Annotated in this window: 24 protein-coding genes, 1 pseudogene and 1 riboswitch; of the genes and pseudogenes, 13 read left to right on the forward strand and 12 right to left on the reverse strand. The window is 73.1% G+C overall.

All coding sequences use genetic code 11. The annotated features are described in order from the left end of the window. Window positions 1–46: 46 nt before the first annotated feature. Entirely contained in the window at window positions 47–478 is a 432-nt protein-coding gene (locus SJY14_RS13435; RefSeq protein ID WP_043593089.1) for a nucleoside deaminase, read from the reverse strand. Between the two features lie 93 nt (window positions 479–571). Between SJY14_RS13435 and upp the strand changes: the two genes are divergently transcribed. From upp to SJY14_RS13460, 5 genes are all read left to right on the forward strand, one after another. Beyond that, on the forward strand, window positions 572–1,204 hold the full coding sequence (upp, locus tag SJY14_RS13440) for a uracil phosphoribosyltransferase (RefSeq protein ID WP_054146332.1): 633 nt from the start codon (window positions 572–574) through the stop codon (window positions 1,202–1,204). 499 nt (window positions 1,205–1,703) lie between these two features. Beyond that, window positions 1,704–2,471, forward strand: a complete 768-nt coding sequence (locus SJY14_RS13445; RefSeq protein ID WP_396599126.1) for a winged helix-turn-helix domain-containing protein — start codon at window positions 1,704–1,706, stop codon at window positions 2,469–2,471. A gap of 333 nt (window positions 2,472–2,804) precedes the next feature. After that, entirely contained in the window at window positions 2,805–3,257 is a 453-nt protein-coding gene (locus SJY14_RS13450; RefSeq protein ID WP_071255170.1) for a MarR family winged helix-turn-helix transcriptional regulator, read from the forward strand. Beyond that, complete coding sequence (locus SJY14_RS13455) at window positions 3,254–4,627, forward strand: deoxyribodipyrimidine photo-lyase (protein ID WP_071255169.1); 1,374 nt, start codon at window positions 3,254–3,256, stop codon at window positions 4,625–4,627. The genes SJY14_RS13450 and SJY14_RS13455 overlap by 4 nt, the downstream gene beginning before the upstream one ends. A gap of 26 nt (window positions 4,628–4,653) precedes the next feature. Beyond that, window positions 4,654–6,084 (forward strand): serine hydrolase domain-containing protein, encoded by a 1,431-nt coding sequence (locus tag SJY14_RS13460; protein WP_396599127.1) that lies wholly within the window; start codon window positions 4,654–4,656, stop codon window positions 6,082–6,084. A 48-nt stretch (window positions 6,085–6,132) separates the two neighbouring features. Here the strand turns inward: SJY14_RS13460 and SJY14_RS13465 are convergent, their stop codons facing one another. Together SJY14_RS13465 and SJY14_RS13470 are read right to left on the reverse strand one after the other, a co-directional pair. Continuing rightward, entirely contained in the window at window positions 6,133–7,065 is a 933-nt protein-coding gene (locus tag SJY14_RS13465; protein ID WP_396599128.1) for a carbohydrate kinase family protein, read from the reverse strand. Window positions 7,066–7,185: 120 nt separating this feature from the next. Then, window positions 7,186–7,635 carry a DoxX family protein gene (locus SJY14_RS13470; RefSeq protein ID WP_396599129.1) on the reverse strand — a complete coding sequence of 150 codons (450 nt, stop codon included), beginning with the start codon at window positions 7,633–7,635 and terminating at the stop codon, window positions 7,186–7,188. A gap of 278 nt (window positions 7,636–7,913) precedes the next feature. Between SJY14_RS13470 and SJY14_RS13475 the strand changes: the two genes are divergently transcribed. Next, window positions 7,914–8,699, forward strand: coding sequence for an NAD-dependent epimerase/dehydratase family protein (locus tag SJY14_RS13475; protein ID WP_396599130.1), 786 nt, complete (start codon window positions 7,914–7,916; stop codon window positions 8,697–8,699). A gap of 52 nt (window positions 8,700–8,751) precedes the next feature. Further along, the gene (locus SJY14_RS13480; protein WP_396599131.1) at window positions 8,752–9,195 is read left to right on the forward strand and encodes a GNAT family N-acetyltransferase; all 444 of its coding nucleotides are present in this window, start codon (window positions 8,752–8,754) and stop codon (window positions 9,193–9,195) included. Between the two features lie 119 nt (window positions 9,196–9,314). On the opposite strand, the gene SJY14_RS13485 is transcribed toward SJY14_RS13480, so the two are convergent. Continuing rightward, window positions 9,315–9,785, reverse strand: coding sequence for an Lrp/AsnC family transcriptional regulator (locus tag SJY14_RS13485; RefSeq protein WP_071255160.1), 471 nt, complete (start codon window positions 9,783–9,785; stop codon window positions 9,315–9,317). A 169-nt stretch (window positions 9,786–9,954) separates the two neighbouring features. On the opposite strand from SJY14_RS13485, the gene ald reads away from it, so the two are divergent. The 3 genes from ald to SJY14_RS13500 all read left to right on the forward strand — a co-directional run bounded on the left by ald (window position 9,955) and on the right by SJY14_RS13500 (window position 12,643). After that, on the forward strand, window positions 9,955–11,064 hold the full coding sequence (gene ald / locus SJY14_RS13490; protein WP_071255159.1) for an alanine dehydrogenase: 1,110 nt from the start codon (window positions 9,955–9,957) through the stop codon (window positions 11,062–11,064). 116 nt (window positions 11,065–11,180) lie between these two features. Continuing rightward, window positions 11,181–11,744 carry a TetR family transcriptional regulator gene (locus SJY14_RS13495; RefSeq protein WP_054146322.1) on the forward strand — a complete coding sequence of 188 codons (564 nt, stop codon included), beginning with the start codon at window positions 11,181–11,183 and terminating at the stop codon, window positions 11,742–11,744. A gap of 101 nt (window positions 11,745–11,845) precedes the next feature. Beyond that, window positions 11,846–12,643, forward strand: a complete 798-nt coding sequence (locus tag SJY14_RS13500; RefSeq protein WP_396599132.1) for a dienelactone hydrolase family protein — start codon at window positions 11,846–11,848, stop codon at window positions 12,641–12,643. A gap of 220 nt (window positions 12,644–12,863) precedes the next feature. Here the strand turns inward: SJY14_RS13500 and ribH are convergent, their stop codons facing one another. The 6 genes and pseudogenes from ribH to SJY14_RS13530 all read right to left on the reverse strand — a co-directional run bounded on the left by ribH (window position 12,864) and on the right by SJY14_RS13530 (window position 17,932). Beyond that, the gene (gene ribH / locus SJY14_RS13505; RefSeq protein WP_071255157.1) at window positions 12,864–13,364 is read right to left on the reverse strand and encodes a 6,7-dimethyl-8-ribityllumazine synthase; all 501 of its coding nucleotides are present in this window, start codon (window positions 13,362–13,364) and stop codon (window positions 12,864–12,866) included. Between the two features lie 23 nt (window positions 13,365–13,387). Then, window positions 13,388–14,050, reverse strand: a pseudogene (ribB, locus tag SJY14_RS13510) (3,4-dihydroxy-2-butanone-4-phosphate synthase); the annotation flags it as partial. Between the two features lie 50 nt (window positions 14,051–14,100). Then, window positions 14,101–14,736 (reverse strand): riboflavin synthase, encoded by a 636-nt coding sequence (locus tag SJY14_RS13515; RefSeq protein ID WP_396599133.1) that lies wholly within the window; start codon window positions 14,734–14,736, stop codon window positions 14,101–14,103. A gap of 182 nt (window positions 14,737–14,918) precedes the next feature. After that, a riboswitch (FMN riboswitch) is annotated at window positions 14,919–15,054 on the reverse strand. A gap of 90 nt (window positions 15,055–15,144) precedes the next feature. Continuing rightward, on the reverse strand, window positions 15,145–15,837 hold the full coding sequence (locus SJY14_RS13520) for a pentapeptide repeat-containing protein (RefSeq protein WP_071255154.1): 693 nt from the start codon (window positions 15,835–15,837) through the stop codon (window positions 15,145–15,147). A 68-nt stretch (window positions 15,838–15,905) separates the two neighbouring features. Further along, a complete protein-coding gene (locus tag SJY14_RS13525; protein ID WP_396599134.1) occupies window positions 15,906–17,330 on the reverse strand; it encodes an L-serine ammonia-lyase in 1,425 nt (474 codons plus the stop codon). Between the two features lie 86 nt (window positions 17,331–17,416). Next, window positions 17,417–17,932, reverse strand: coding sequence for a MarR family winged helix-turn-helix transcriptional regulator (locus tag SJY14_RS13530; RefSeq protein ID WP_071255151.1), 516 nt, complete (start codon window positions 17,930–17,932; stop codon window positions 17,417–17,419). A gap of 88 nt (window positions 17,933–18,020) precedes the next feature. Here SJY14_RS13530 and SJY14_RS13535 point away from each other — a divergent pair, with 88 nt between their 5' ends. Next, window positions 18,021–20,198 carry an MMPL family transporter gene (locus SJY14_RS13535; protein ID WP_396599135.1) on the forward strand — a complete coding sequence of 726 codons (2,178 nt, stop codon included), beginning with the start codon at window positions 18,021–18,023 and terminating at the stop codon, window positions 20,196–20,198. On the opposite strand, the gene SJY14_RS13540 is transcribed toward SJY14_RS13535, so the two are convergent. Next, window positions 20,123–20,719 carry a thermonuclease family protein gene (locus SJY14_RS13540; protein ID WP_396599136.1) on the reverse strand — a complete coding sequence of 199 codons (597 nt, stop codon included), beginning with the start codon at window positions 20,717–20,719 and terminating at the stop codon, window positions 20,123–20,125. The genes SJY14_RS13535 and SJY14_RS13540 overlap by 76 nt on opposite strands. Continuing rightward, window positions 20,716–22,074 (reverse strand): MFS transporter, encoded by a 1,359-nt coding sequence (locus SJY14_RS13545; RefSeq protein ID WP_396600280.1) that lies wholly within the window; start codon window positions 22,072–22,074, stop codon window positions 20,716–20,718. Before SJY14_RS13545 ends, SJY14_RS13540 begins: the two co-directional genes overlap by 4 nt. A 209-nt stretch (window positions 22,075–22,283) precedes the next feature. Here SJY14_RS13545 and SJY14_RS13550 point away from each other — a divergent pair, with 209 nt between their 5' ends. Both SJY14_RS13550 and SJY14_RS13555 read left to right on the forward strand, forming a co-directional pair. Continuing rightward, window positions 22,284–22,421 carry a hypothetical protein gene (locus SJY14_RS13550; RefSeq protein ID WP_167599047.1) on the forward strand — a complete coding sequence of 46 codons (138 nt, stop codon included), beginning with the start codon at window positions 22,284–22,286 and terminating at the stop codon, window positions 22,419–22,421. A 184-nt stretch (window positions 22,422–22,605) separates the two neighbouring features. After that, entirely contained in the window at window positions 22,606–24,621 is a 2,016-nt protein-coding gene (locus tag SJY14_RS13555; RefSeq protein WP_396599137.1) for a hypothetical protein, read from the forward strand. The last annotated feature ends 53 nt before the right edge of the window (window positions 24,622–24,674 follow it).

The following is a 24,674-nucleotide window of genomic DNA, read 5'->3' on the forward strand; positions in this document are numbered from 1 at the left end:
GCGGCGCCGGTGCGGTCCGGCGGTGGTCGGTTCGGCGTCGCTCGGTTCAGCGTCGCTCGGCGAAGAACGCGTCGAGCTGCGCCCGGCACTCCGCCTCGCGCACGCCGGCGTAGACCTCGGCGCGGTGCGGGAGCCTGCGGTCGCGGACGATGTCGTAGACGCTGCCCGCGCCTCCTGCCTTGTCGTCCCAGGCGCCGTAGACGAGCCGCGGCACGCGCGCGGCGAGCAGGGCCCCGGCGCACATGGGGCAGGGCTCGAGGGTGACCACGAGCGTCGTGCCGGTGAGGTGCCAGTCGCCCGTGTGCTCGGCGGCGGCCCGAAGGGCGATCACCTCGGCATGGGCCGTCGGGTCCTGGCGCAGTTCGCGTTCGTTCCGGCCCGTCGCGATCACCACGCCGTCCGCGTCGACCACCACGGCACCGACCGGCACGTCGGCCGAGACTCGACAGGCGTCGGCCTCGGCGAGGGCGAGCGACATCCAGTCGTCGAACTCGGGCGGGACGGCGATCACGGGGCCTCTGCGGGGTCGGGACGGCTCACGGAACCGGTCGACTCCGCTACCGTTGAGCCTATGCGAGTGCACGTAGCGGACCACCCCCTGATCACCCACAAGCTGACCGTGCTCCGCGACAAGAGCACGCCCTCCCCCACCTTCCGGGCGCTGACCGAAGAGCTCGTCACGCTGCTGGCCTACGAGGCCACGCGCGACGTCCGCACGAGCCCCGTCGACATCGAGACCCCGGTCGGCCCGACCACGGGTCTCGAGATCAGCCAGCCGCGACCGCTCGTCGTCCCGATCCTGCGTGCCGGCCTCGGCATGCTCGAGGGCATGACCAAGCTCGTCCCCACGGCCGAGGTGGGCTTCCTCGGCATGGTGCGCGACGAAGAGACCCTGCAGCCCACGACCTACGCCGAGCGTCTGCCCGACGACCTGTCGAACCGTCAGTGCTTCGTGCTCGACCCGATGCTCGCCACCGGCGGTTCGCTCATCGCGGCGATCGACTACCTGCTCGACCGCGGCGCCGTCGACGTGACGGCGGTCTGCATCCTGGCCGCACCCGAGGGCCTCGCCGCCGTCGAGAAGGCGATGGAGGGCCGCGACGTCCACGTCGTGCTGGGCGCCGTCGACGAGAGGCTCAACGAGCAGGGCTACATCGTGCCGGGCCTCGGCGATGCGGGTGACCGCCTGTACGGGCTCGCCTGACGCACGCCGCCCCGACGACCCGGGCCGCGCCTCCTCGACCGAAGGAGGCGCGGTTCGGCGTTTCCGGACCGCCCACGCGGTCGGAACGCGAACGTCGCTTGACATCGGGACGCGGGGTGTAACAAGATCGACCCCATGACTAACAGTGTGCTCGCCCCGACCTCTCGTGAGGCCCTCGGGAGCACCGGCATGATGATGCCGATGCACGCTGTCACGTGTCGAATGTGTGCCTGATCCGGTCACACACCTCGCCGAGTCGAAGCTGCTGACACCGCCAGCTGAGCTCGTGGCCCCACCCGGTCACTGAGCCACCGACTCCAGGATGCTCTGCGTCGCCACCCTCGACGCGCATCCCGAACGGTGCATCGCACCGACTGCTCGTGACGTACGGCACCATCGCCGGCGGGATCGAGCACCGACACACATCGAGCAGTCCCTTCGCATCCCGGCGACCCGTCGGCCAAGGGACCGCCGCCGTCACGCAAGGACCCCGCCTGTCATGTCCCTCATCCTCGACCGCCCCGTCACCGCGACCCGCACCGTCTCGCCCGCCCGCTCCGCCGCCCCGACTCCCCGCCGCGAGATCGCGCCCGCCCGGTCGGCGGCCCCGACCGCCGCGCCCGTCGCCTCGGCTCCCGTCGCACCTCGGCCCCGCGCCGTGCCCGAAGGTACCGAGGCCCGCGGCTTCGTCCTCTACGTCGGACTCGACGAACTGAAAGCCGCTGCCGACGGCACCTCGCTCGGCGACGTCGTCTCGCAGATCAAGGAACTCGTGGGTCGGATCGCCCCCTCGGCCGAGACGCACGCCGCCGTGGCGCTCGCTCCCGAGGGCGCCGGCGGCCGCGACGTCGAGGTGGTCCGCCTGGCCCTGCAGGACCCGGCCGCACTGGCGAAGCGCCGCCAGGTCACCGAGGACGATGAGCCCGGCGCCCGCGGCGGGGTCGTCGTCGACATCTCGCGCAAGCGCCTGCTCCTGGACGGCGACGTGGCCCCCCTGACGTACAAGGAGTTCGAGCTGCTGCAGTACCTCGTCCTGCGCGAGGGCCGCACCATCGAACGAGCCGAGCTGATCTCGAGCCTCTGGGCCGACGGCGACGACGAGGTGCCGAACGAACGCACCATCGACGTGCACGTCCGCCGGCTGCGGTCGAAGCTCGGCGCCTTCGAGGACATCGTCCGCACCGTCCGAGGTGTCGGCTACCGCTTCGACCGCCACGCGGACGTCTCGATCCGCCACGCGTCGACGCCGTCGCCCGACGTGTTCTGAGCCCGGCTCGCCTCACGCGAAGGCCGCGGTGCCGGCTCGGTCCGAGTTCCCAGGAATTCCTCGGGTTCACCCCTGGACCACCGTTACCGATCCGTTATAGATTGTGTCTCGCCGACGTCGTTTGCTGTGGCGGCCGAGGCGGAATGTAATTGCAGGACACTCCTGGTGCAAGGGAAGAGGGCCGGTCGCCGACAGGCGACCGGCCCTCTGTCGTGTGCCCCGACGACCTGTCGTGTGCCCCGACCATGCGGTGCGCGTGTCTCGTCCCCACCCGTGTCGGCCCGAGGTCGGCGGCCTTTCGTAGACTCGTCCTCGACGAACGTGAGGTACGACATGAGCGAGACATCGATGGCCGTGGGGGCCTGGGAAGCCCTGTTCCGGGCCCAGGTGAGCGTCATGCGCGAACTGACCGAGTGCTTTCCGACCAGTGAGATCTCGTTCAACGAGTACGACGTGCTGTTCAACCTGTCGAACCAGCCCGATCGGCGGGCCCGCATCCGCGATCTGACCCGTCACCTCTTGCTCACGCAGCCGAGCATCAGCCGCCTCGTCGACCGCCTCGCCTCGAAGGGCATCGTCGAGAAGACCTCCGACCCCGGCGACGGGCGAGGCATCATCGTGACCATGACCGACGAAGGCTACGACCTCTACCGTCGTACGGCGATCAGTCACGCCGAGGCGATCCGGCGACGCGTGGGCGGTGCGCTCGACGACGACGAACTGGCCTCCCTGGCCGACCTGTGCACCAAACTGCGCCTGGGCACTCCGGTCGGGGCGACCGCATGACGTCACCCTCGATCGTCTGGTTGCGCGACGACCTGCGCCTCGCCGACAACCCCGCCCTCGTGGCCGCCGTCGAGCGCGGAGAGCCGGTCGTCGTCCTCTTCCTGCTCGACGACGAGACAGACGGCATCCGCCCCCTCGGCGGTGCCTCGCGCTGGTGGCTGCACCACAGCCTCGCCGCCCTCGCCGAGTCGCTCCGGGCCGTCGGCGGCCGACTGACCCTGCGCCGGGGGCCCCAGGCGCGCGAACTCCCCCGCCTCGTCGACGAGGTCGGCGCCGGTGCCGTCTTCTGGAACCGCCGGTACGGCCTCGCCGCCCGCGACGCGGACGCCGAGCTCAAGTCGTCCCTGCGCGAGCGTGGGCTCGACGTGCGCAGCTTCCAGGCGAACCTCATGTTCGAACCGTGGACGATCCAGACCGGGCAAGGCCAACCGTTCAAGGTCTTCACGCCGTTCTGGCGCGCGTGCCTCGATCGACCCGAGCCGCGCCACCCCGAGGCGGCCCCCGGCGAACTGCACGGGCCTCGCACGGCGCCCGACAGCGACGACCTCGATTCGTGGGCCCTCCTGCCCACGGCACCCGACTGGGCCGCCGGGCTCCGCGACTCCTGGACCCCGGGCGAGGCCTCCGCCCTCGACACGCTCGAACGCTTCGCCACGGGCCACCTGGCCGATTACGGCCTGCGCGACGAACCGGCCCAAGAGGCGACGAGCCACCTCTCGCCCCACCTCCGGTTCGGCGAGGTCAGCCCGTTCCAGGTCTGGCACCGCATGCGGGGCGACCTCACGCCCGACGCCCGCGAGCAGGCCTCGGGCTTCTTGCGCGAACTCGTCTGGCGCGAGTTCAACCACACGGTCCTCTTCGCGAACCCGCACCTCGCCACGAAGAACTACCGACCCGAGTTCGACGAGTTCCCGTGGCACGAACTCGAGCCGGGCGAGCTCGAGGCGTGGCAGCAGGGCACGACCGGCATCCCGCTGGTGGACGCCGGCATGCGCGAGCTGTGGACCACCGGTTACATGCACAACCGGGTGCGCATGGTCACGGCCAGCTTCCTCGTCAAGAACCTGCTGGCCGACTGGCGGGTCGGCGAGCAGTGGTTCTGGGACACCCTGGTCGACGCCGACGAGGCGAACAACCCCGCCAACTGGCAGTGGACGGCCGGCTCGGGTGCCGACGCGGCCCCGTACTTCCGGGTGTTCAACCCCGTGCTGCAGGCCGACAAGTTCGACAAGCAGCGCGACTACGTGCGCCGCTGGGTTCCCGAGGTCGACGACGACTCGTACCCCGAGCCCATGGTCGACCTCAAGGCCTCGCGCCGGGCCGCGCTCGACGCCTACGAGGCGATGCGCCGCACCACCCGCACCGAATGACCCCGCCCCCCGAGAGGACCCCCTCCGTGACGACGTCATCACACCCTGCCCGTACCGGCCCACCCGCGGGGATCGACGCCGTGTTCGCCGCGCGCCCGCCCGAGCGTCGCGGGCCGAGCGCGGTCTGGGCGACCTTCGACCGCACGGGCGTCACGCACGACGGCTCGTACGGCGAGATCGCGCCCGGCGCCGCACCGGGCGTCGACACGGCGTACCGCATCGCCTCGTGCACGAAGAGCTTCACCGCGACGGCCCTGCTCGCCCAACGCGACGCCGGGCTCGTGTCGCTCGACGCGCCGATCACCGACTTCGTGCCGGCCTTCGCCGACGTCACCCTGCCCACCTCCGACTCCCCCGTGCCGACCCTGCGCATGCTCCTGACCATGTCGGCGGGGTTCCCCACCGACGATCCGTGGGGCGACCGGCAGGAGTCCCTCACCGACGACGAGCTCGACTCCCTGCTGCGGGCCGGGCTGAGCTTCGACAGCGTGCCGGGCACGACCTTCGCCTACTCCAACCTCGGCTTCGCCCTCGTGGGCCGGGCGATCGCGGCCGTCGCCGGGAGGCCCTACCGCGAGGTCGTCGAGTCCACCGTCCTCGAGCCGCTCGGTCTGACGAGCACCGGGTTCGAGGCGACCGTGTCGGCCACCGGCGGGGTCGCGATCGGCCATCGCCGCGCCTCCGACGGGGGCGACGCCCTGCCGTTCTCGGGCCCGGGCGCGTTCTCGCCGATCGGCGGGTTGTTCAGCACCGTGACCGACCTCGCGCGCTGGGCGCGCTGGCTCGGCTCCGCGTTCGACCCCGAGGGCCAGGGCGACCTCGACGGCATCCTCTCGCGCGCCTCCCGACGCGAGATGCAACAGGTGCAGCGGTTCGTCCCCGCCCGGGCCGGGCACCCCGGCGGCTACGGGTTCGGCCTGTTCGTCGAGCACTACCCCGACCACGGCCCCGTCGTGTCGCACAGCGGGGGCTACCCCGGATTCTCGGCCCACATGCGCTGGCAGACCGCGACCGGCCTCGGCGCGATCGGGTTCGAGAACGCGACCTACTCGAAGGTCTCCGAGCCGATCGGGCTCGCACTCGACGGCATGATGACCGACCGCCCCGACGCCCGTGTCGTCGTGCACCCGTGGCCCGAGACGTCGGCCGCGCGGGACGCGGTCGAGGCCGTGGTCCGCGGCGGGACGGTGCCCGACGGGTTGTTCAGCGAGAACGTCGACCTGGACCTCCCCCTCGACCGGCGCCGCGCCTCCTGGGCCGCTCTCGTCGAGTCGGTGGGGGGCTGGGACGACTCCGGCGACGGTGATCCGCTCCCGGCCGACGAGTCGTCGGCACCGTCGCACCTGGTCTGGCGTCGACGCGGTGCCCGCGGTGTCGTCCGGTTCGAGATGCGGCTCACCCCCGAGCGCCCGCCCCGGGTCCAGACCGTGCTGGTGAGCGCCGAGAGTCCGCGCTGACCCGACTCTCGCCGGGCGCTCGTCCGACGCTCGTCCGGTCCGACGTCGTCAGGCGCGCGGCCGCCCTCCGACCACCCCGGCGGCCCGGGCTGCGGCGCGGGCCCCGCTGCGTCCGGCGACCCCCAGGCTGCGCGACGTCGCCCACGCGGCGATGAACCCGGCCGAGAACGCGTCGACGAGACCCACCGAGTCGACCCAGCGCGAGGCGACCCCGTCGACCACGACCGGTGGCTGCCCCCGCGAGACCACGACGGCTCCCCCGTCGTCGGCGACGAGAGCGACCACGCCGACGTGCTCGGCGAGGGCCGTCGCGGCGGCGATCGGCTCGTCCAGCCCGGTCAGCTCGCGAGCCGTCTCGTCCGACGGGAAGAAGAGATCGGCCCCGTGGACGGCCGCGAGGAACGCCGACACCCCGAACCGGCGGACGACCGAGGCGCTGCCCGGTGCGACCGAGACGAGCGCTCCGGCCACCCGAGCCCGGCCCACCAGGCGTCGGAGGGCGACGGGGCTGCGGGACTGGGCGACCGTGTAGCCCGTGAAGTGCACGAGACCGGCCCCGGCGACGAGGTCGTCCGGAACGTCGTCGGGGCCCAGCGAGGCGCCCGCTCCCCGATCGGTGAACATGGTGCGCGACGAGCCGTCGACCGTGATCACGACCGTGCCCGTCGGGTCGTGCGCGTCGTAGGCCAGCCGGGCCACGACCCCTGCGTTGGCGAGCAGTTGCGAGTGTCGCTGCAGGTCGGCCGTGCCCACCCGACCGACGAACGAGACGTCGACCCCCAAGGACCCGAGCCACGCGGCCGTGTTCGCCGCCGAGCCCCCGGCCCGGTGCCGGATGGTGGCGGCCGTCTCGGTTCCGGTGGCGTCGCCCGCCCGAGGGCTGACGATGATGTCGTCGAGGACGTCCCCGAAGACGAGGACGGGCGACACGGTTCGGGGTCGGTCACCCGAGGGGCGGAGGCGGTCGGTGGCGAGGGTCATCGGCATCCACCCGACCACGGATCGAGGGCCGGGACGGGACGAGGAGGCGCAAATCACCCTCGCGGGGACGTCACGTTCACCCGTCCCGGCCCCGCCGACCGGGCGCGCGGTCTTCGTCGGTCAGACGGTGACGGGCTGCGAGGCCGGGGCCTCGCGACGAGCACGCCGTCCGCGGACGACCAGGGCGTCGAGGGCGAGGCGGCCCGGCCCGGTGAGCACGATCGCGATCGAGGCGACCGCGAGGACGAGGACGTACTCGAAGCCGCCGGCCGTCGAGTAGAAGCCGTTCGGCAGGTGGACGGCGACCAGGGCGACGACCGCCGTGACCGCCAGGAGGGCGGCGGCGACCCGCGTGGCGAAGCCGACGACGAGCGCGACACCTGCGGCGAGCTCGGTGACGGCCGCGACCGGGGCAGCCACCTGGGCGAGCGGGATGCCCATGCCGCCGAAGGCGCCCTGCGTCGCGGCGAGGCCGTCGACGGCGAGCTTCTGCCACCCGTGGGCGATGAAGACGACTCCGAGGACGACGCGGACCAGGAGGAGTCCGAGGGACGAGGAAGCTGACGACATGAGGTGCCTTTCGGTGGGGAACGGGGTCGTGGCACGTCGTCGGGCCCTCCGTCACGGTATGAGGTGACGCGTCACCGACCGGGGCCGTGGAGCGCCCTGCCAGGCCTTCGCCAGAACCCTGTCAGGCTCGGGTGGGGCATCCGGGGGACGCGGGGACGCCTCGCGAGGGCCGTTCGGCGGACGCCGGACGTGCCCCGAGGGGCAGTGTCGGTGGTCCCGGGCAGGATCGGTGCAGACGACGGGACGGGCCGACGCGCCCACGACGAGAGGCGGCACACATGGCGACCATCGCGATCACGGGGGGCTCGGGACGCATCGCGACCTGGGTCCGCCCCCTCCTGCTCGAGGCCGGTCACGATCTGCGGCTGCTCGACGTGGTCACGCCACCGGACGACCTCCGAGCGCACGAGACGTTCGAACACGTCGGCGTGACCGACCTCGAGTCCCTCACGGTGGCGCTCCGCGGGGCCGACCTGGTCGTCCACCTCGCGTCCCACGCCAGCGAGCGCACGTGGCACGAGATCCGCGACCTCAACGTCGAGAGCGCGTACGTCGTGCACGAGGCCGCCCGTCGCGCCGGCGTGACCCGCCTGCTCGCGGCCAGTTCGGTGCACGCCGTCGGGTTCGAACCCGGCTCGAGCGCCGCCGACCACGACGTCCCCGCCCCACGGCCCGACTCGTTCTACGGCGTCAGCAAGGTGCTGCTCGAGGCCGTCGGCAGCCTGTACGCGGACCGCTTCGGCTCGACCGTCGTGTCGGCGCGCATCATGACGGCCGAGGTCGAGCCGCACGACGTCCGCAGCCTCGGGACGTGGCTGTCGCCGGCCGACACGACCCGCTTGATCCTGGCCGCCCTCACGACGGCCCCGGCCGGGCACCACGTCGTCTGGGGTGTCAGCCGGAACACCCGCCGCGTCGTGTCGCTCGCTGCCGGCGAGGCCATCGGCTACCACCCCGAGGACGACGCCGAGGCGTTCGCCGACCGCTTCGCGGGTCAGGTGCAGCCGCCCGACGCACCCGTCGGCGGCGCCTTCACGACCATGCCGCTGGGTGAGGCCTGGTGACCGGCTCGGCGGCGGCATCCGGTCACGCCCGTGAGGCCGATAGCGTGGCTCCGTGAACCCCAGCCTGCACTCGTCGTCCGTCGCCGACATCGATCCCGTCGTCCTCTACGCGATCCTCCGCCTCCGGGTCGACGTCTTCGTCGTCGAACAGGACTGCCCCTACCCCGAGCTCGACGGGCGCGACCTCGAACCGACTGCGCGCCTCCTCTGGTTCGCCGACGACGACGCCCGGGTCCTGGCGACGCTCCGGGTGCTGCACGACGGCGACGACCGCCGCATCGGCCGGGTGGCCACGGCGGCGGCTGCTCGCGGCCGTGGGCTCGCAGCCGACCTGATGCGAGCGGCCGTCGCCGGGTGCGAGGGTCGACTGATCCGGCTCGACGCCCAGGCCCACCTCTCGGGCTGGTACTCGCGGTTCGGCTTCGTGGTCGACGGTGACGAGTTCCTCGAGGACGGCATCCCCCACCTGCCGATGATGCTCGCCGCCTCGCGCTGAGGTCGGCCCCGCCCGCCGGTGCGTCGTCGGCCGGCCGGTCAGACGGTCGGGCCGGCCAGACGGTCGGCAGGTCAGACGGTCGGCAGGTCAGACGGCCGGCAGGTCAGACGGCCGGCAGGTCAGACGGTCGGGCCGGGCTGGTGGTGCTCGAAGACCAGGCTGGTCCGGGTCGAGGCGACGGCCGGGTGCGCCGAGAGATGGTCGAGCACGAACTCGCGCACGTCGTTCGTGTCGCGGACGGCCAGGTGGATGATGAAGTCCTCGGACCCGCCCAGGAAGAACAGCTGCACCACCTGCGGCAGGGCTCGGATCTCGGCCGAGAAGGCGGCGATGCGTTGCCGGGCCGACGCGAGGATCGTCACGCTGATCAAGGCCTGCAGGTCGAGCCCGAGTGCCGACAGGTCGACGTCGGCCCCGAAGCCGGCGACGACGCCGCGCTCGACGAGCGACCGGAGGCGCGCGAGACACGTCGACGGAGCGATCCCCACCTGCGCGGCCAGGGTGGCGTTCGGGGTACGACTGTTCGCGACCAGCAGGCGGACGAGCTGTCGGTCGATCTCGTCGAGCCGAACGTCGTTCGTCGCAGCCATGTCTCGTCGCACCTCTCGTCGTCGATCGTGCGGTGAGAAGGGCTCCGCACAGAATCTCGTGCGGAGAGCTTGGCACGCTTCGGCACGAAACAGCACACTGACCTCAGTTCGGCGAACAGAGGCGTGCACCGGCCGCCCGTCGTCGAGGCCACTCCCGAGAGGACGAACCATGCGCGTCGGCATCCCCACCGAGATCAAGAACAACGAGAACCGCGTCGCCGCGACTCCGGCCGGCGTCCACGAGTTCTCGCGCCGTGGACACGACGTGATCGTGCAGGCGGGTGCCGGACGGGGTTCGGGGTTCTCCGACGACGAGTTCGTCGCCGCGGGCGCGACGGTGGTGGACGACGCGGCCACCGTCTGGGGCGAGTCCGACCTGCTGATGAAGGTCAAGGAGCCGATCGCGGCCGAGTACCCGTTGATGCGGGCCGACCAGACCCTCTTCACCTACCTGCACCTCGCGGCGTCGCCCGAGTGCACCGAGGCCGTCCTCGCCTCCGGCACGACCGCGATCGCGTACGAGACGGTCCAGCGAGACGATCGCAGCCTGCCGCTGCTCTCGCCGATGAGCGAGGTCGCGGGCCGCCTGTCCACGATGGTCGGTGCCTACCACCTGATGAAGCCCATCGGCGGCACGGGCGTGCTGCTCGGTGGCGTCCCCGGCACCCCGAAGGCGAAGGTGGTCGTCATCGGCGGCGGCGTCGCGGGCGAGCACGCCGCCGCGAACGCCCTCGGCCTCGGCGCGGACGTGACCGTCATCGACGTGTCGCTGCCGCGCCTCCGTGCCCTCGAGGTGCAGTTCGGCGGCCGGGTGCAGACCCGCGCCTCGACGGCCTACGAGATCGGCGCCCAGGTCGCGGCGGCCGACCTGGTCATCGGCTCGGTGCTGATCCCCGGCGCCCAGGCCCCCAAGCTCGTCACCGACGACATGGTGGCGTCGATGCGTCCCGGGTCGGTGCTCGTCGACATCGCCATCGACCAGGGCGGCTGCTTCGAGGGATCGCACGCGACCACGCACGACGACCCGACCTTCGCTGTGCACGACAGCGTCTACTACTGCGTCGCCAACATGCCCGGCGCCGTCCCCCAGACCTCGACCCGGGCCCTGACCAACGCGACCATGCCCTACGCGCTGGCCCTCGCCGACCGGGGGTGGCGTGACGCCGTCGCCGCCGACGCGTCGCTGGCACGGGGTGTCAACGCGGTCGCCGGGCGCATCACCAACGCCGGCGTCGCGAGCGCGGCCGGCGTCGACCTGGCGGACGCCCGCACCCTCTGACCCTCCGACGCTGCAACGGTGCCCGCCAGGACGCCTGGAGAACCGGTCGGTCCGGTAAGCGAAGACCTCGGTCCGAACCGGGTGGTCCGGTGGGGTCCAGCCCCTATGCTCTGGGCATGGCACGACGACCCACCCCTCCGCGGGAACGGCTGCTCGAGGCAGCGAGGACCGAGTTCGCGGCCCGCGGCCTCGCCGGGGCCCGCGTCGACACGATCGCGCGCGACGCCGAGGCGAGCAAAGAGCGCCTCTACGCCCACTTCTCGACCAAGCGCGACCTCTTCGACGCCGCGCTCGGTGAGAGCATCGGTCGCTGGGTCGCGGTCGTCCCCTTCGACGCCCACGACCTGCCGGGCTGGGCGAGCGCCCTCTACGACCACCTGGCCTCGAACCCCGACGACGCCCGACTGCTGCTCTGGGGTCAGATCGAGGGCGTCGCGCTGCCGAGCCCCGGCGTGCTCGACCACGGCCAGCTCGAGGCTCGCCGCGATTCGGTGCGCGCGGCGCAGGACGCCGGCGACATCTCGTCCGGCTGGGACGCCGACGAATTGCTGACCATGGTCTTCGGCGTCGTGCTGGCCTGGTTCGTCACGCCCGAGGCCACCAACATGCACACCGGCCCCCAACAGAGGCGGTGCGACGTCGTGCGACAGGCGGTGGCCCGCATCGTCGACCCGGGCTGAGACCCGGCCCGCGTCCCGTTCCGGGACCCCGGCCGAGACCTGGCCGAGCCCTGGCCGAGACCGGTCGGCGCCGTCCGACCGGCCGGGAGTAGCGTCCCCGTGTGACCACGACCGAACCCACTCCCGCCCTCTCCCCCGACCTGCAGCGCGTCCTCGACAGCGTGCCCGACCCGGGCGGCGTCACGACGACGGACGCGGTGTACGCGGCGACCGACGCCGATCTCGAGGGCTTCCTCGCGACGCCGGCCCGCGCCTCCTCGTCCGAGCTCGTGCCCGGCGTGCTCGTGCTGCACGACTGGTTCGGCGTCGTGGACCACGTCAAGGTGCGCGCGCAGATGCTCGCGCGCCTCGGCTACGTGGCGCTGGCCGGCGACGTCTACGGGCAGGGCGTCCGCCCGTCGCCGCAGGAGGCCGCAGGCGAGGCGGGCAAGTACTACGGCGACGTCGCGCTGTTCCGGTCGCGCCTGCTGGCGAACCTCGAGCGCCTGCGCGCCGAGCCGGGCGTCGACCCGTCACGGATCGCCGTGATGGGCTACTGCTTCGGCGGCTCGGGTGCCCTCGAGCTGGCCCGCGCGGGTGCCGACGTCGCCGGTGTCGTGTCGTTCCACGGCGGACTCGGCACGGGGATGCCCGCCGAGAAGGGCGCCGTGACCGCCCCACTGCTCGTGATGACGGGTGCGGCCGACCCGGTGGTGCCCGACGAGGCGGTCGTCGGCTTCGAGGACGAGATGCGCGCCGCCGAGGCCCCGGACTGGCAGGTGCTGAGCTACAGCGGTGTCATGCATGCCTTCGCCGTGCCCGGCACCGACGCACCCGACCACGGGGCGCAGTACGACGCCCGGGCGGACCGCCGCTCGTGGCAGCAGCTCGAGACCTTCCTGGCCGAGGTCTTCGCCTAGCCGGTCGGCCCCCTGCCCCGGTGTGCACTTCGCGACACCGGCCGCCCGGCACGCCGCTCCTCACTCGAGGTGAGCGGCGTGTCGTCGTCCGGCTGTCGGGTTCGGCACGGTCGGAGCGGTCGGAGAGGTCGCGAATCGCCCGCCAGGAGGCGCGGGTCGCGGACCCGGGGAGGCGCGGGTCGAGGGACCGGCGCCCCGCAGGTCCTGGAAGCCGTCGATCCTAGAAGCCGATGACGCGGCCCGAGCCCGCTCGGGCGATGTCGCGCAGTCGCACGGCCGTCGCGACGGCTGCGTGTGCCGCCTCGGCGCCCTTGTCCTCCTTCGAGCCGGGCAGACCCGCGCGGTCGAGGCCCTGCTGCTCGTCGTCGAGGGTGAGCACGCCGAACCCGACGGGCTTGCCCGTGTCGAGGGTCACCCGCAGCAGGCCCGAGGTCGCGGCGTCGGACACGTACTCGAAGTGCGGCGTGCCGCCACGGATGATCACGCCGAGGGCGACGACCGCGTCGGCCCCGGCCTCGAGCGCGGCCTTCGCGACGACGGGCAGTTCGAAGCTGCCGGGCACACGCACGACGGTGGCCGTGGCGCCGAGGCGCTCCACGGTCGCCAGCGCGCCGGCCAGCAAGCCGTCGGTGATCGTCTCGTGCCAGGTGCCGGCGACGATGGTCACGCGCACTCCCGTGCCGTCGACGTCGAGTTCGGTGGGGGCGCCTGCTCCGCTCATGCGGGGTCTCCTTCGGGGGTCCTGGTGGGGGTCGTGGTCGTGGTCGTGGTGTCGAGGGTCGGCACGCCGGGCACGGGGGCGGGATCGTCGAGGTCGCGGTCGTCCAACCAGGTGACGAGGTCGGCGATCGTCACGACCGGGACCCCCTCACGGGCACCGAAGCCGAGCAGTTCGTGCAGGCGCATCATCTCGCCGTCGTCGCCCACGATCTCGCTGATGACGGCGACGGGTCGCAGCCCTGCGGCCTTCATCAGGTCGACGGAGGCCTCGGTGTGGCCGTCGCGCTCACGGACTCCGCCGTCGCGGGCCCGCAGGGGCAGGACGTGCCCGGGGCGGTGCAGGTCGTCACGCACGCTCGTCGGCGACGCGAGCGTGCGCAGGGTCGTCGCCCGGTCGGACGCGCTGATGCCCGTCGTCACACCGGCCGCGGCGTCGACGCTGACCGTGTAGGCCGTGCCGCGGGCGTCCTCGTTGTGGGCGACCATCGGCGGCAGGTCGAGTCGATCGGCGATCTCGTTGGTCATCGGCGCGCAGACGAAACCCGACGACACCCGCACCGTCCAGGCGATCCACTCGGGCGAGGCCAGCTCGGCCGACAGGACGACGTCGCCCTCGTTCTCGCGGGACTCGTCGTCGACCACCACGACGGGTCGGCCCCGACGCAGGTGTTCGAGGGCGAGCTCGATCGGCGCGAGACGCGAGTCGACCCGCGCCTCCTCGGCAGGTGTCGACACGGTCACGGGCGACCCGTCGCGTCGGCGTCGAGCGCGTCCAGCCGCAGCATGCGTCGCACGTGACGGGCGAGCACGTCGGTCTCGACGTTGACCCGGTCGCCGACGGCCTTGCCGCCGAGGGTCGTCACGGCGAGCGTCTCGGGGATGAGGCTGACCTCGAACCAGCCCGGAGCCTCGCCGGGCTCGCTGATCGCGCTGACCGTGAGGCTGACGCCGTCGAGCGTCACCGAGCCCTTGTCGACGAGCAGGGGCGCGAGGTCGTCGGCGAGGTCGAAGCGGACCCGACGCCAGGCGTCGCCCTGCTCGATCTCGACGACCGTGGCCGTGCCGTCGACGTGGCCCTGCACGATGTGGCCGCCGAGGCGGTCACCGACGCGGGCGGCGCGCTCGAGGTTCACGGGCGTGCCGGGGCCGAACGCCCCGACCGTGCTCATGGCCAGCGTCTGCCTCATGACGTCGGCCGTGAACGTGTCGCCCTGCTGCGCGACCACCGTCAGGCAGACGCCGCTGACCGAGATGGAGTCGCCGTGCGCGGCGTCGGTCAGCACGGCCGGGCCGTGGACCGTCAGGCGGACGCTGTCGCCCTGGTCGTCGACGCGCTCGACGCGTCCGAGTTCTTCGACGAGACCGGTGAACATCAGCGCACCGCCGTGCTCGTCGCGTCGATGGGGCGGCGCGTCCGTGCGTCGGGCCCGCGGGGCGTTGTCGCCTGCGTCGTCATGTCGTCCTCCGGTCTGCCTGGCTGTGTGCCGAGGGCTCTCCGGGGGTGCGCGACGCGAGGGTCGGCATCGGCCCGGGGTCCGCGGACGGACGACCGGGCCCGCGCTACCTCTCATCCGGACTATGACCGTCGGTACCGGAGTTCCACCGGTTCAACCGGGCCGCCACCTCTCGGTGACGACACGGGTCGCGGACTGTGACCGCCGGCTCAGATTTTCACTGACCCCGGAGCGCGTTGCTCTGTCGGCGACGATAGCACCGCCGCCTCGTGCAGCCCCGACGTGTTCGGCCAGGGCGTAGCCGGGCGCAACACGGGCGGCCCGAGCTCAGCCGACGACGAGCCCGAGGTGAGCCGCCATCGTCGGGGCGAAGGTCGCCAGCTGCAGCTCGTCGATGGTCGCGCCGCGAAGCCCTTCGAAGCCGTCGATGCGCGAGAAGTCGCTGGTGCGCAGGTCGGTGTGCGACAGGGAGGCGCGGGTCACGTCGAGCGTGCCGATGCGGCAGTCGACCAACGCGACCCGCAGGGCCTGCACACCCCCGAGGTCGAGTTCGCCGATCGTGCACCCCTCGATCACGACGTCGGTGAGCCGCGCCCCGCGGAGGTTGAGGAAGTCGATCTTGCCGCCGACCACGTGCACCGACCGGAGCTCGGCGTCGAACAGCTCGGCCGACCCCCACCGGGGCCGCTCGACGCGGACGTCACGCCAGGTGCTGCGCGCGGCGGCCAGTTCGGGGGCGAACGAGTCGGCCAACACCGACTCGACCAGGCGCGCACCGCGCAGTCGAGCAGACCCGAGCCGGGGCGCCTCGAAGACGCACTCGGTGAACTCGGCCCCCTCGAGGTCGCGGTCGGTCAGGTCGGCGTCGACGTAGCGCTCGAGCTCACGGCTGTCGCGCGGACCCAGCAGGTCGGTGCCGAGGTCGACGAGCCCCTGCGGATCGACGGGGTCGAGCCGCGGGGCGTCGGTGCCGCCCGGGGTCGCGGGGCGGGACGGCGTGGGGCGGCGCGGCGGGGTCATGCGACGAGGCTAGCGGCGACGTCCGACACGACCCGCCCCTCCTCGGGTCGGGTGCCCGCCGCCCGCGGTCAGCACTCGATGACGTTGACGGCGAGCCCGGCGCGGCTGGTCTCTTTGTAGCTGTCCTTCATGTCTCGGCCGGTCTGACGCATCGTCTCGATGACGGTGTCGAGGCTGACGACGTGGCTGCCGTCGCCGAGCAGGGCCATGCGGGTCGCGGCGACCGCCGTGCCCGCCGCGATGGCGTTGCGCTCGATGCAGGGCACCTGGACGAAGCCGCCCACGGGGTCGCAGGTGAGGCCGAGGTGGTGCTCCATCGCGATCTCGGCGGCGTTCTCGACCTGCCGGGGCGTTCCGCCGAGCAGCGCGGTCAGCGCCCCCGCGGCCATCGACGCGGCCGAGCCGACCTCGCCCTGACAACCGGCCTCGGCCCCCGAGATCGACGCGTTGCGCTTGTAGAGGGAACCGATCGCCGCGGCCGTCAGCAGGTAGGTGCGGGCCAGCTCGTCCGCGGTCGCACCGTGGAAGCGCATCGCGTAGTAGCCCACGGCCGGGATGATGCCGGCAGCCCCGTTGGTCGGCGCCGTGACCACGCGCCCGCCGCCCGCGTTCTCTTCGTTGACGGCCATCGCGTAGGCCTGCAGCCACTGGGCCGGCAGGTCGGAGGCCAGCAGCGAGGAGGCGCGGCCCTGGTCGACCGCGGAGCCGCCGAGCGCGTAGGCGGTCGCCCGCTCGTCTTGCTGGCGCAGCATGGTCGCGAACTGGCGGGCGCGCCGCGGCACCTTCATCCAGCCGGGCAGGACGCCCGTGGCCTCGAGACCCGCGTCGACGCAGGCCCGCATGGCGGCCCAGCGCGAGTCGAGGCCCGCCGCGGCGTCGGCCTCGCCGTGCAGCGCGACCTCGTTGCGCCAGGCGAGCTCGGCGATCGACACGCCCTCGGCGTCGCAGAGGCGCAGCAGGTCGTCGGCGTCGGCGAAGGCGAACGGCGCCTCGGCGGTGGGCACGGCCTGCTCGTCGTCGCCGTCGCGGACGACGAAGCCGCCGCCGACCGAGAAGTAGACCTCGCGCGCGAGACTCACGCCGTCGGCGGCGAAGGCCTCGACGCTCATCGCGTTGGGGTGCCGCGGCATGCGGGTCAGCGGCGCCATCCGCAGGTCGTTGGGGGCGAAGGCGATCTGGTGTCGCCCGAGCAACCGCAGGCCGCCGCCCTGCTCGACCGCCTGCTGCATGCCCGAGACGACCGCGGGATCGCAGGTCTCGGGCTGCATGCCCGCGAGGCCGGCGAGGACGGCCGAGGGCGTGCCGTGGCCGAGGCCGGTCGCGGCGAGCGAGCCGTAGAGCACGGCCTCGACCCGGGCGACCTCGGTCAGCCGGCCGTCGGCCTCGACGCCGAGGAGGAATTCGCGGGCGGCCCGCATGGGGCCGACGGTGTGCGAGCTCGACGGGCCGATGCCGATCGAGAAGAGATCGAGGGCCGAGACGTGATCGGTCACGTGCCACCTGCCTTCCGGGGTCACGACGACGTTACCCGCTGCCGCCGACGGTCAGGGGGCGGGGCACCGAGGAGGCACGGGTCGCCTCAGGCGGGACGCCCCACCTCGCGGGCCCGCTCGGCCATCGCGCCCGACATGCCCTCGAGGAACCGTCGGACGGTCTCGAGCTCGGCCTCGTCGAAGTCGGCCATGACCCGGTCGCTCATCACGCCGAGCGGCCCGAAGAACGCCCCCGCGACCTCGCGGGCGCGGTCGGAGTAGCGGACGAGCACCCGGCGTCGGTCGGCCTCGTCACGGCTGCGCTGCACGTGCCCGACCTTCTCGAGGCGGTCGATGACGCCCGTGGCCGCCCCCGAGGTGACGCCCAGCAGCTCGCCGAGCCCACCGGCGGTCACGGGGTCGCCGTCGCGCTCGGCCTGCATGACGTGCAGCAGCGCCTCGAGGTCGATGTGGCCGAGACCGTGCCGCGAGGCGAAGGCCTGGGCGACCTTCTGCGACTCGGTGGTCAGCCGTTGCATGTGGGTGACGATCTCGTCGGCCTGCGGCGAGCGCGACGGACGGGTCGACGGGGCCGTGGGGGCCGGGTCTCTCGGGGTGGGCATGGAACCTCCTGCGTGACGAGTCTGGTCGATGCTCCTGTGATCTGCAATACTCTTAGCAACTAAGACATTCGGCGACTGAAGGATCATCATGCGCACCCTCGCCCGCATCGTCAGCGGCCACCGCACCGCCTGGGTCGTGCTCGCCGCGACGGCCGTCGCCGTCGCCCTGCTCTTCGCCGTCCTGCCGGTCAGCGAGGGCGACGCCGCTCCACCGTCGGGCGTGCCCGAGACGAGCCAGTCGGCCGAGGTGACCGAGATCCTCACGACGTTCCCGAGCGCCGAGACGACGGTGGGCATCCTGGTCTTCAGCCACGGGGGCGACCGACTCGACGCCGCCGACCTCGCCGCGGTCGACGCCCGGGCCGCCTCCCTCGCCGAGCTCTCGACGACCCCGCAGGCCGTCAGGCCGCAGATCAGCGACGACGGCACCGCGGCGATCGTCGCCGTCCCGCTCGACGCCGCGACGGCGGACGCCGACGTCGCGGGCACGGCCACGAGCCTGCGTGACGCGGCCTCGGCCGACCTGCCCGCCGGGCTGGACGCCCTGCTCACCGGGCCCCTCGGGTTCCAGGACGACATCGCGAACGCCTTCGCCGGAGCCGACTTCCGACTCCTGCTGGTCACGGTGATCGTCGTCGCCGTGTTGCTGATCGTCACCTACCGCAGCCCGGTGCTGTGGATCGTGCCCCTGGCCGTCGTCGGTGCCGCCGACGCCCTGGCCGGCCGGGTCGCGGCCGCCGTCGCCGAACCGCTGGGCATCCCGCTCGACGCCTCGATCTCGGGCATCCTCTCGGTGCTCGTCTTCGGTGCGGGCACCAACTACGCCCTGCTGCTCGTCGCGCGTTACCGCGAAGAACTCCTCCGTCAGCCCGACCGTCACCGCGCCATGCGCACGGCCGTGACGAGCGCCGGCCCCGCCATCGCGGCCAGCGGCGGCACCGTCGCCCTGAGCCTCCTGACCCTGCTGCTCGCGTCGCTCACCGGCAACCGGGCCCTCGGCCTCGCCTGTGCGGTCGGCGTCGTCGTGGCCATCGTGTTCGCCCTCGTGGCCCTGCCCGCGGCCCTGGTGGTCTGCGGTCGCGGGCTGTTCTGGCCCTTCGTGCCCCGCGCCTCCTCGTCCGAGGGGACCGACGCGACCCGCACGGACGACCGGACCGCAGGAGGCGCGGCGCACCACGCGGCACCGCGACGCGGCTTCTGGGACCGTCTCGGGCGTGGCGTCCGACGCCGTCCGGCCGTCGTGGCCGTGTCGTCCGTCGCGGGCATCGGCGTGCTCTGCCTCGGCCTGAGCGGCTACGCCGTCGGCCTGTCGCAGACCGACCAGCTGCTCGGCGCCCCCGACTCCGTCACCGCGCAGAAGGTGATCGACGAGTCGTTCTCGGCCGGGCTGACCAGCCGCACCACCGTGATCGTCCCGTCCACGGTCGCCGACGAGGCCACCGCGCTCGCGTCCGACACGGACGGCGTCGACTCGGCGACGACCGGCGAGACCGAGGGCGGACTGACCCGCGTCGACCTGCAACTCACCGCCGAGCCCGAGAGCGACGCCGCGTTCGCCACCGTCGAGCGCCTGCGGTCCGGGTACGCCGACGCCGGCGGCCGGCTCGCCGACGCGCTCGTCGGCGGCAGCGACGCCACCGCCTACGACACGAAGGTGGCCGCGCAGGCCGACATCGACCTGATCGCACCGATCATCCTGGCGATCGTGTTCGCCGTCCTGGCCCTGCTGTTGCGCTCACTCGTGGCCCCCGTGCTGCTGATCGCCTCGGTGCTGGCCACGTTCTTCGCGAGCCTCGGGGCCTCGACCTGGCTGTTCCAGAACGTGCTGGGGTTCCCCGCGCTCGACACGGCCGTGACGCTCTACGCGTTCCTGTTCCTCGTCGCACTCGGGGTGGACTACAACATCTTCCTCACCACCCGGGCCCGCGAGGAGGGCCTCGTGCACGGCACCCGCGAGGGCATGGTGCGGGCCTTGGCCTCGACCGGTGCCGTCATCACGAGTGCGGGCATCCTGCTGGCCGCCGTGTTCGCCGTCCTGGGCGTGCTGCCGGTCGTGGCCCTGACCCAGGTCGGCGTGATCGTGTGCCTCGGCGTGCTGCTCGACACCCTGGTGGTGCGCACCGTGCTCGTGCCCGCTCTCGTCTTCCTCACCGGTGACGCCTTCTGGTGGCCGAGCCGTCGTCCGTCGCGTCAGCCGCAGGCCGCCCAGAGCCCGGCCCGCGAGGCCTCGGCCGACGCCTCGGCGGCGACGAACCGGTCGCGGTAGCGGTACGCGTCGTCGTAGGTGTCCTCGCGCCCGTAGCCCTCGGCGACCAGTCGCTCGTTGAGCATCGTGCCGTCCGGCGACCAGACGTAGCGCAGCAACCGGTCGTAGCGGTCGGCGTCGCCCTGCGAGGCGTCGTCCTCGAGCCAGACCGTCGCCCCCTCGGGCAGGGTGGCCGTCGTGAAGGCGCTGGCCTCGGGGCCGAAGCAGTCGACCGGAGCGTCGGGCTTCACGGTCTCGGGGGTGTCGACGCCGATCAGGCGGATGCGCTCGCGCTCCCCCGCGACGGTGACGATCACGGTGTCGCCGTCGACCACGCGCTCGACGACGGCCTCGGCCGCCGCGGCCGGGACGCTCGTGGGCACGGGAACCGCACCCGCGCCTCCCGGGACGCCGCCCGCCGACCCGTCGCCGAGGAGGCGCGGGAACGCCACGAGGACGGCCCCCGCCACCAGCACCACGACGAGGCCGAGCAGGCGACGCGGTGTGAGGCGGCGCCTCGACGGGCGACGGCGCGCGCTCACTCGGCGAGCCGGGTGCCGCGGAGCTCGGGCAGCGTCGTGGCGGCGACGGCCCCCACGACGAAGACCGCACCGAAGACGACGAAGAGGGTGGGCGGGCCGCCGAGGGCGATCAGCGGCGGCACCGACAGCGGGGCGGCGATCGAGGCGATGCGTCCGACGCCGGCGGCCCACCCCGCGCCCGTCCCCCGCAGCGGCGTCGGGTAGAGCTCGGGCGTCACGGCGTAGAGCGCCCCCCACGCGCCGAGGTTGAAGAACGACAGCGCCATGCCCGCGACGAGGATCTGCGCGACGCTGCCGCTGACGGCGCCGAAGCCGAAGAACACGGCGGCGACGGCCGACCCGAGCAGGAAGGTCGCGAGCGTGCCCCGGCGCCCCCATTTCTCGATCAGCCAGGCCGAGGCGGCGTAGCCCGGCAGCTGGGCCAGCGTGATGATCAGCACGTACTCGAACGAGCGCACCAGCGGGAACCCGGCCGCGACGAGCAGCGACGGCAGCCAGACGAAGGCGCCGTAGTACGAGAAGTTGGTCATGAACCAGACCACCCAGATCGCGACCGTGCGGCGCGCCATGCCGGCACCGAACAACCGACCGACGGAGGCGCGGGCCGGCTTCTCGACGACCCGCGCCTCCTCGGCGACGACGGTCGGGGCGGCGACGCCCGCGGCCTCCTCGAAGCCGCGCACGGTGCGCTCGGCCTCGTCGTGACGGCCCCTCGACTCGAGGAAGCGCACCGACTCGGGCATCTTCAGGCGCACGAACACCGCGTAGAGCGCGGGGGCCGCGCCGATCAGCAGGGCCCAGCGCCAGCCGTCGTCACTGGTCGGGATCACGAGGTACCCGACGAGGGCGGCCCCGATCGAGCCCACGGCCCAGAACGCCTCGAGCAGCACGACGACGCGACCACGGATGCGCCGGGGCGAGAACTCGCTGACGAGGGTCGACGCGACCGGCAGCTCGGACCCGAGGCCGAGGCCGACGACGAAGCGCAGGACGAGCAGCACGCCAACCGACCACGACAGGGCCGAGAGCCCGGTGGCGAGCCCGTAGAGCAGCAGGGTCAGGGCGAACACGGTCTTGCGGCCGAGGCGATCGGCCAGCGAGCCGCCGACGGCCGCGCCGATCGCCATGCCCGCGAACCCGGCCGAGGCGACCCAGGCCAGTTGACCGGCCTGGTCGCTCCACACGGTCATCAGCTGGGCGATGACGAACGAGAGCAGACCGACGTCGAGCGCGTCCAGGGCCCAGCCGATGCCCGAGCCGGAGAGCAGACGGCGGTGCTTCGAGGTGAACGGCAGCTCGTCGAGACGCTCGCTGCGCGTCGGGGCGGCCGGGGTCGAGGTGGGGACGGGGGTCATCGGGGCCTGTCGTCTCTGCGGGTCGTCGGGGTCGGGCGGGTGGTCGGGGTCGGGCGGCTGTGGGGCGGGCACGGGCACCTCGGGCGAGGCGGATCGGGCCACTGGGCAGTGTAGGAGCCGTGAAGATGGTCGCCGCTACAGACACCGGGGCCGCGGCACCGTAGCCTCGGGCGGACCGGATCATCTCGGTCCGCGACGGAGGCACCACCATGGCAGAGAAATCAGCGAAGAAAACCACCGCGAAGGTCGCCGTGCGCTCCTTGAAAGAGAAGCGCGCCGACAAGAAGGCCAAGGGTGCGACGGGCAGCCACTCGGAGGACATCGTCTCGAACGTCAAGAAGCGCTGACGCGCGACGTCCCCGAAGGGGCGCCGTCCTCTGCACCGGGCATCCCGGTCGCGAGGCGGCGCCCCTTCGTCGTTCCGGTGCCGTGGCGTCGTCCGTGACGGTCGACCGTGCGACAGGAGACCCAGATCTGACAGAACCTCGATCTCAGGCCCGCGATCAGGAACGGGCACGGAGGGACGACGACATGGTCAACAGACGCGTCAGGGCGTGGGCGGCGACGGGGGTGACGGTCGTCATGACCGGCGCGCTGGCACTCGGAGGCGCGACGAGCGCCTCCGCGGCCGGGCCGGGAACGGTCGGCTGGGCCGACTTCACCGTGGACGGGACGGCTCGTGCCTACGCGGGCACGATGACGCTCCCCGGCGACTTCCCGCAGGCGACGTTCACGTCGACCTCGCGCCAGGCGACGATCCCCAGCGGGTCGAGCACCTGGCAGGGCACGGGCACGCCGGTCGGCGCCGAGTACGACTCGAGCCGCGGACGCCCGTACCTCAACCTCCGTCCCGCCCAGGACTCACCGACGGCTGCCGCCGCGTCGGTCACGACCTACACCTTCGACCGGGCCACGCCCGCGAGCGACTGGTCGTTCGTGCTCGGCGACGTCGACGCCGACCAGGTGACCGTCTCGGCCACCGACGCCGCTGGCGCGGCCGTGCCCGCGAGCGCCCTCGGCTTCCAGAGCACCTACAACTACTGCCGCACCGCCGGTGGACCGTCGCCGTCGTGCGACGCCGCGGGGCTGCGCGACGTGCCCATGTGGAACGCCACCACCGGCGTTCTGACCGGCAACTCGACCGCGGCCGACACCGAGGGGGCGAGCGCCTGGTTCAGCCCGACCGTGCCGCTCTCGACGCTGACCTTCACGTACCAACAGCGTTCCGGGTTCCCCGTCTACCAGACTTGGTTCGTGACCAAGACGTTCACGGCGAGCGGCACGGTGACGAGCGACGGCACGGCCTACCCCGGAGCGGTCGTGACGGTGGTCGACCCGGCGACCGGTGAAGTCGTCGGGACCACCACGACGGTCGGCCCCGACGGCACCTGGTCGGTCCCCGGCCTCGTCTCGGGCACGCCCTACGAGGTCGACGTCACGACGCCCGACGGTGCCACCGACCTGCCCGCTCGATCCTTCACCGTGACCGGCGACGACTCCCCCGGCCTCGACTTCGCCTTCGCGGGCGCCGTGGCCCCGGCCGACACCGCGCCCCTCACGGTGACGGTCGCGCAGGCCGACGGCACGCCCGTCGCCGACCGTCCGGTGAGCATCGTCGTGCCCGGCCAGATCGACCCGGTCGCATCCGGGACGACCGGCACCGACGGCTCGATCACCTTCGAGGGGCTCGATCCCGCCGCGGAGTACAACGTGGTCGACGAGGTCACGGGAATAGCCCGGGGGCCGGTCACCACGGCCTCGGGTGCCTCGATCACGCTCGACCCGACCGTCGAGATCACCACCAGCATCGTGAACCCCGACGGGTCGGCGCCCGCGACCGGGTCGACGGTCGACATCGTGCCGGTGGGCGAGACCACCCCGGTCGCGAGCGTCGAGACCGGTGCGGGCGGCTCGTTCACGGCCGACGGCCTGACCCCGGGTGAGCAGTATGAGGTGATCCTGAACGAGGACGTCGACTCGGCCGTCACGATCACCGCACCCTCGACGAGCGGGACCATCCCGCCCGTGCAGATCGCCGCTCCCGACACGGTCGACGTCGAGGGCACGGTCGTGAACGCCGACGGCACCCCCGCCGCGGGCCTGCAGCTGCAGGTGATCGAGGCCGACGCCGCCGAGCCCGAGCCCGTCGCCACCCCGACCACCGACGCGGGCGGCGTCTACCGCGCCGAGGGGCTCGTCCCCGGGACGGACTACGCGGTCGTCCTGGACGGCGAGGTCGTCGGCACCTTCGCCGCACCGTTCGCCGACGGCACCGTCCCGACGATCACCCTCGCCGCGCCTCCCGTCGTGACGCCCGTGCCCGACCCCGTGCCCAGCCCCGATCCCGCCGTGTCGCCGGCGCCGGTCGTGCCCGCGGCCGACGGGTCCGGCACCGGTGGCTCGGGCAGCGGCGTCTCCGGCCGACCGCTCGCCTACACGGGTAGCGAGCCCGGTCTGCCGCTCGGGATCGGCGCCGCCGCGCTGGCCCTGGGCCTCGCGCTCGTCACCGGCTCGGCCGTCGTCCGGCGCCGGGCGGAGCGCCGCTGACGGCGGTGACCGCCGGGTCTCGAACCCTGCCGGCCGAGGAGGCGCGGTGTCCG

It is taken from the genome of Frigoribacterium sp. R86507, from assembly GCF_044597695.1.
Taxonomy (GTDB): domain Bacteria; phylum Actinomycetota; class Actinomycetes; order Actinomycetales; family Microbacteriaceae; genus Frigoribacterium.

Excerpts from the sequence above, each read along its gene's own strand:
- SJY14_RS13530 (WP_071255151.1), bottom strand. The coding sequence starts at position 17,932 with ATGCCCACCCCGAGAGACCCGGCCCCCACGGCCCCGTCGACCCGTCCG.
- SJY14_RS13470 (WP_396599129.1), bottom strand. The coding sequence starts at position 7,635 with ATGTCGTCAGCTTCCTCGTCCCTCGGACTCCTCCTGGTCCGCGTCGTC.
- SJY14_RS13520 (WP_071255154.1), bottom strand. The coding sequence starts at position 15,837 with ATGACCCCGCCGCGCCGCCCCACGCCGTCCCGCCCCGCGACCCCGGGC.
- ald (WP_071255159.1), top strand. The coding sequence starts at position 9,955 with ATGCGCGTCGGCATCCCCACCGAGATCAAGAACAACGAGAACCGCGTC.
- SJY14_RS13495 (WP_054146322.1), top strand. The coding sequence starts at position 11,181 with ATGGCACGACGACCCACCCCTCCGCGGGAACGGCTGCTCGAGGCAGCG.
- SJY14_RS13475 (WP_396599130.1), top strand. The coding sequence starts at position 7,914 with ATGGCGACCATCGCGATCACGGGGGGCTCGGGACGCATCGCGACCTGG.
- SJY14_RS13450 (WP_071255170.1), top strand. The coding sequence starts at position 2,805 with ATGAGCGAGACATCGATGGCCGTGGGGGCCTGGGAAGCCCTGTTCCGG.
- SJY14_RS13485 (WP_071255160.1), bottom strand. The coding sequence starts at position 9,785 with ATGGCTGCGACGAACGACGTTCGGCTCGACGAGATCGACCGACAGCTC.
- SJY14_RS13535 (WP_396599135.1), top strand. The coding sequence starts at position 18,021 with ATGCGCACCCTCGCCCGCATCGTCAGCGGCCACCGCACCGCCTGGGTC.
- SJY14_RS13445 (WP_396599126.1), top strand. The coding sequence starts at position 1,704 with ATGTCCCTCATCCTCGACCGCCCCGTCACCGCGACCCGCACCGTCTCG.
- SJY14_RS13545 (WP_396600280.1), bottom strand. The coding sequence starts at position 22,074 with ATGACCCCCGTCCCCACCTCGACCCCGGCCGCCCCGACGCGCAGCGAG.
- SJY14_RS13555 (WP_396599137.1), top strand. The coding sequence starts at position 22,606 with ATGGTCAACAGACGCGTCAGGGCGTGGGCGGCGACGGGGGTGACGGTC.
- SJY14_RS13465 (WP_396599128.1), bottom strand. The coding sequence starts at position 7,065 with ATGACCCTCGCCACCGACCGCCTCCGCCCCTCGGGTGACCGACCCCGA.
- SJY14_RS13435 (WP_043593089.1), bottom strand. The coding sequence starts at position 478 with ATGTCGCTCGCCCTCGCCGAGGCCGACGCCTGTCGAGTCTCGGCCGAC.
- SJY14_RS13550 (WP_167599047.1), top strand. The coding sequence starts at position 22,284 with ATGGCAGAGAAATCAGCGAAGAAAACCACCGCGAAGGTCGCCGTGCGC.
- ribH (WP_071255157.1), bottom strand. The coding sequence starts at position 13,364 with ATGAGCGGAGCAGGCGCCCCCACCGAACTCGACGTCGACGGCACGGGA.
- SJY14_RS13515 (WP_396599133.1), bottom strand. The coding sequence starts at position 14,736 with ATGTTCACCGGTCTCGTCGAAGAACTCGGACGCGTCGAGCGCGTCGAC.
- upp (WP_054146332.1), top strand. The coding sequence starts at position 572 with ATGCGAGTGCACGTAGCGGACCACCCCCTGATCACCCACAAGCTGACC.
- SJY14_RS13455 (WP_071255169.1), top strand. The coding sequence starts at position 3,254 with ATGACGTCACCCTCGATCGTCTGGTTGCGCGACGACCTGCGCCTCGCC.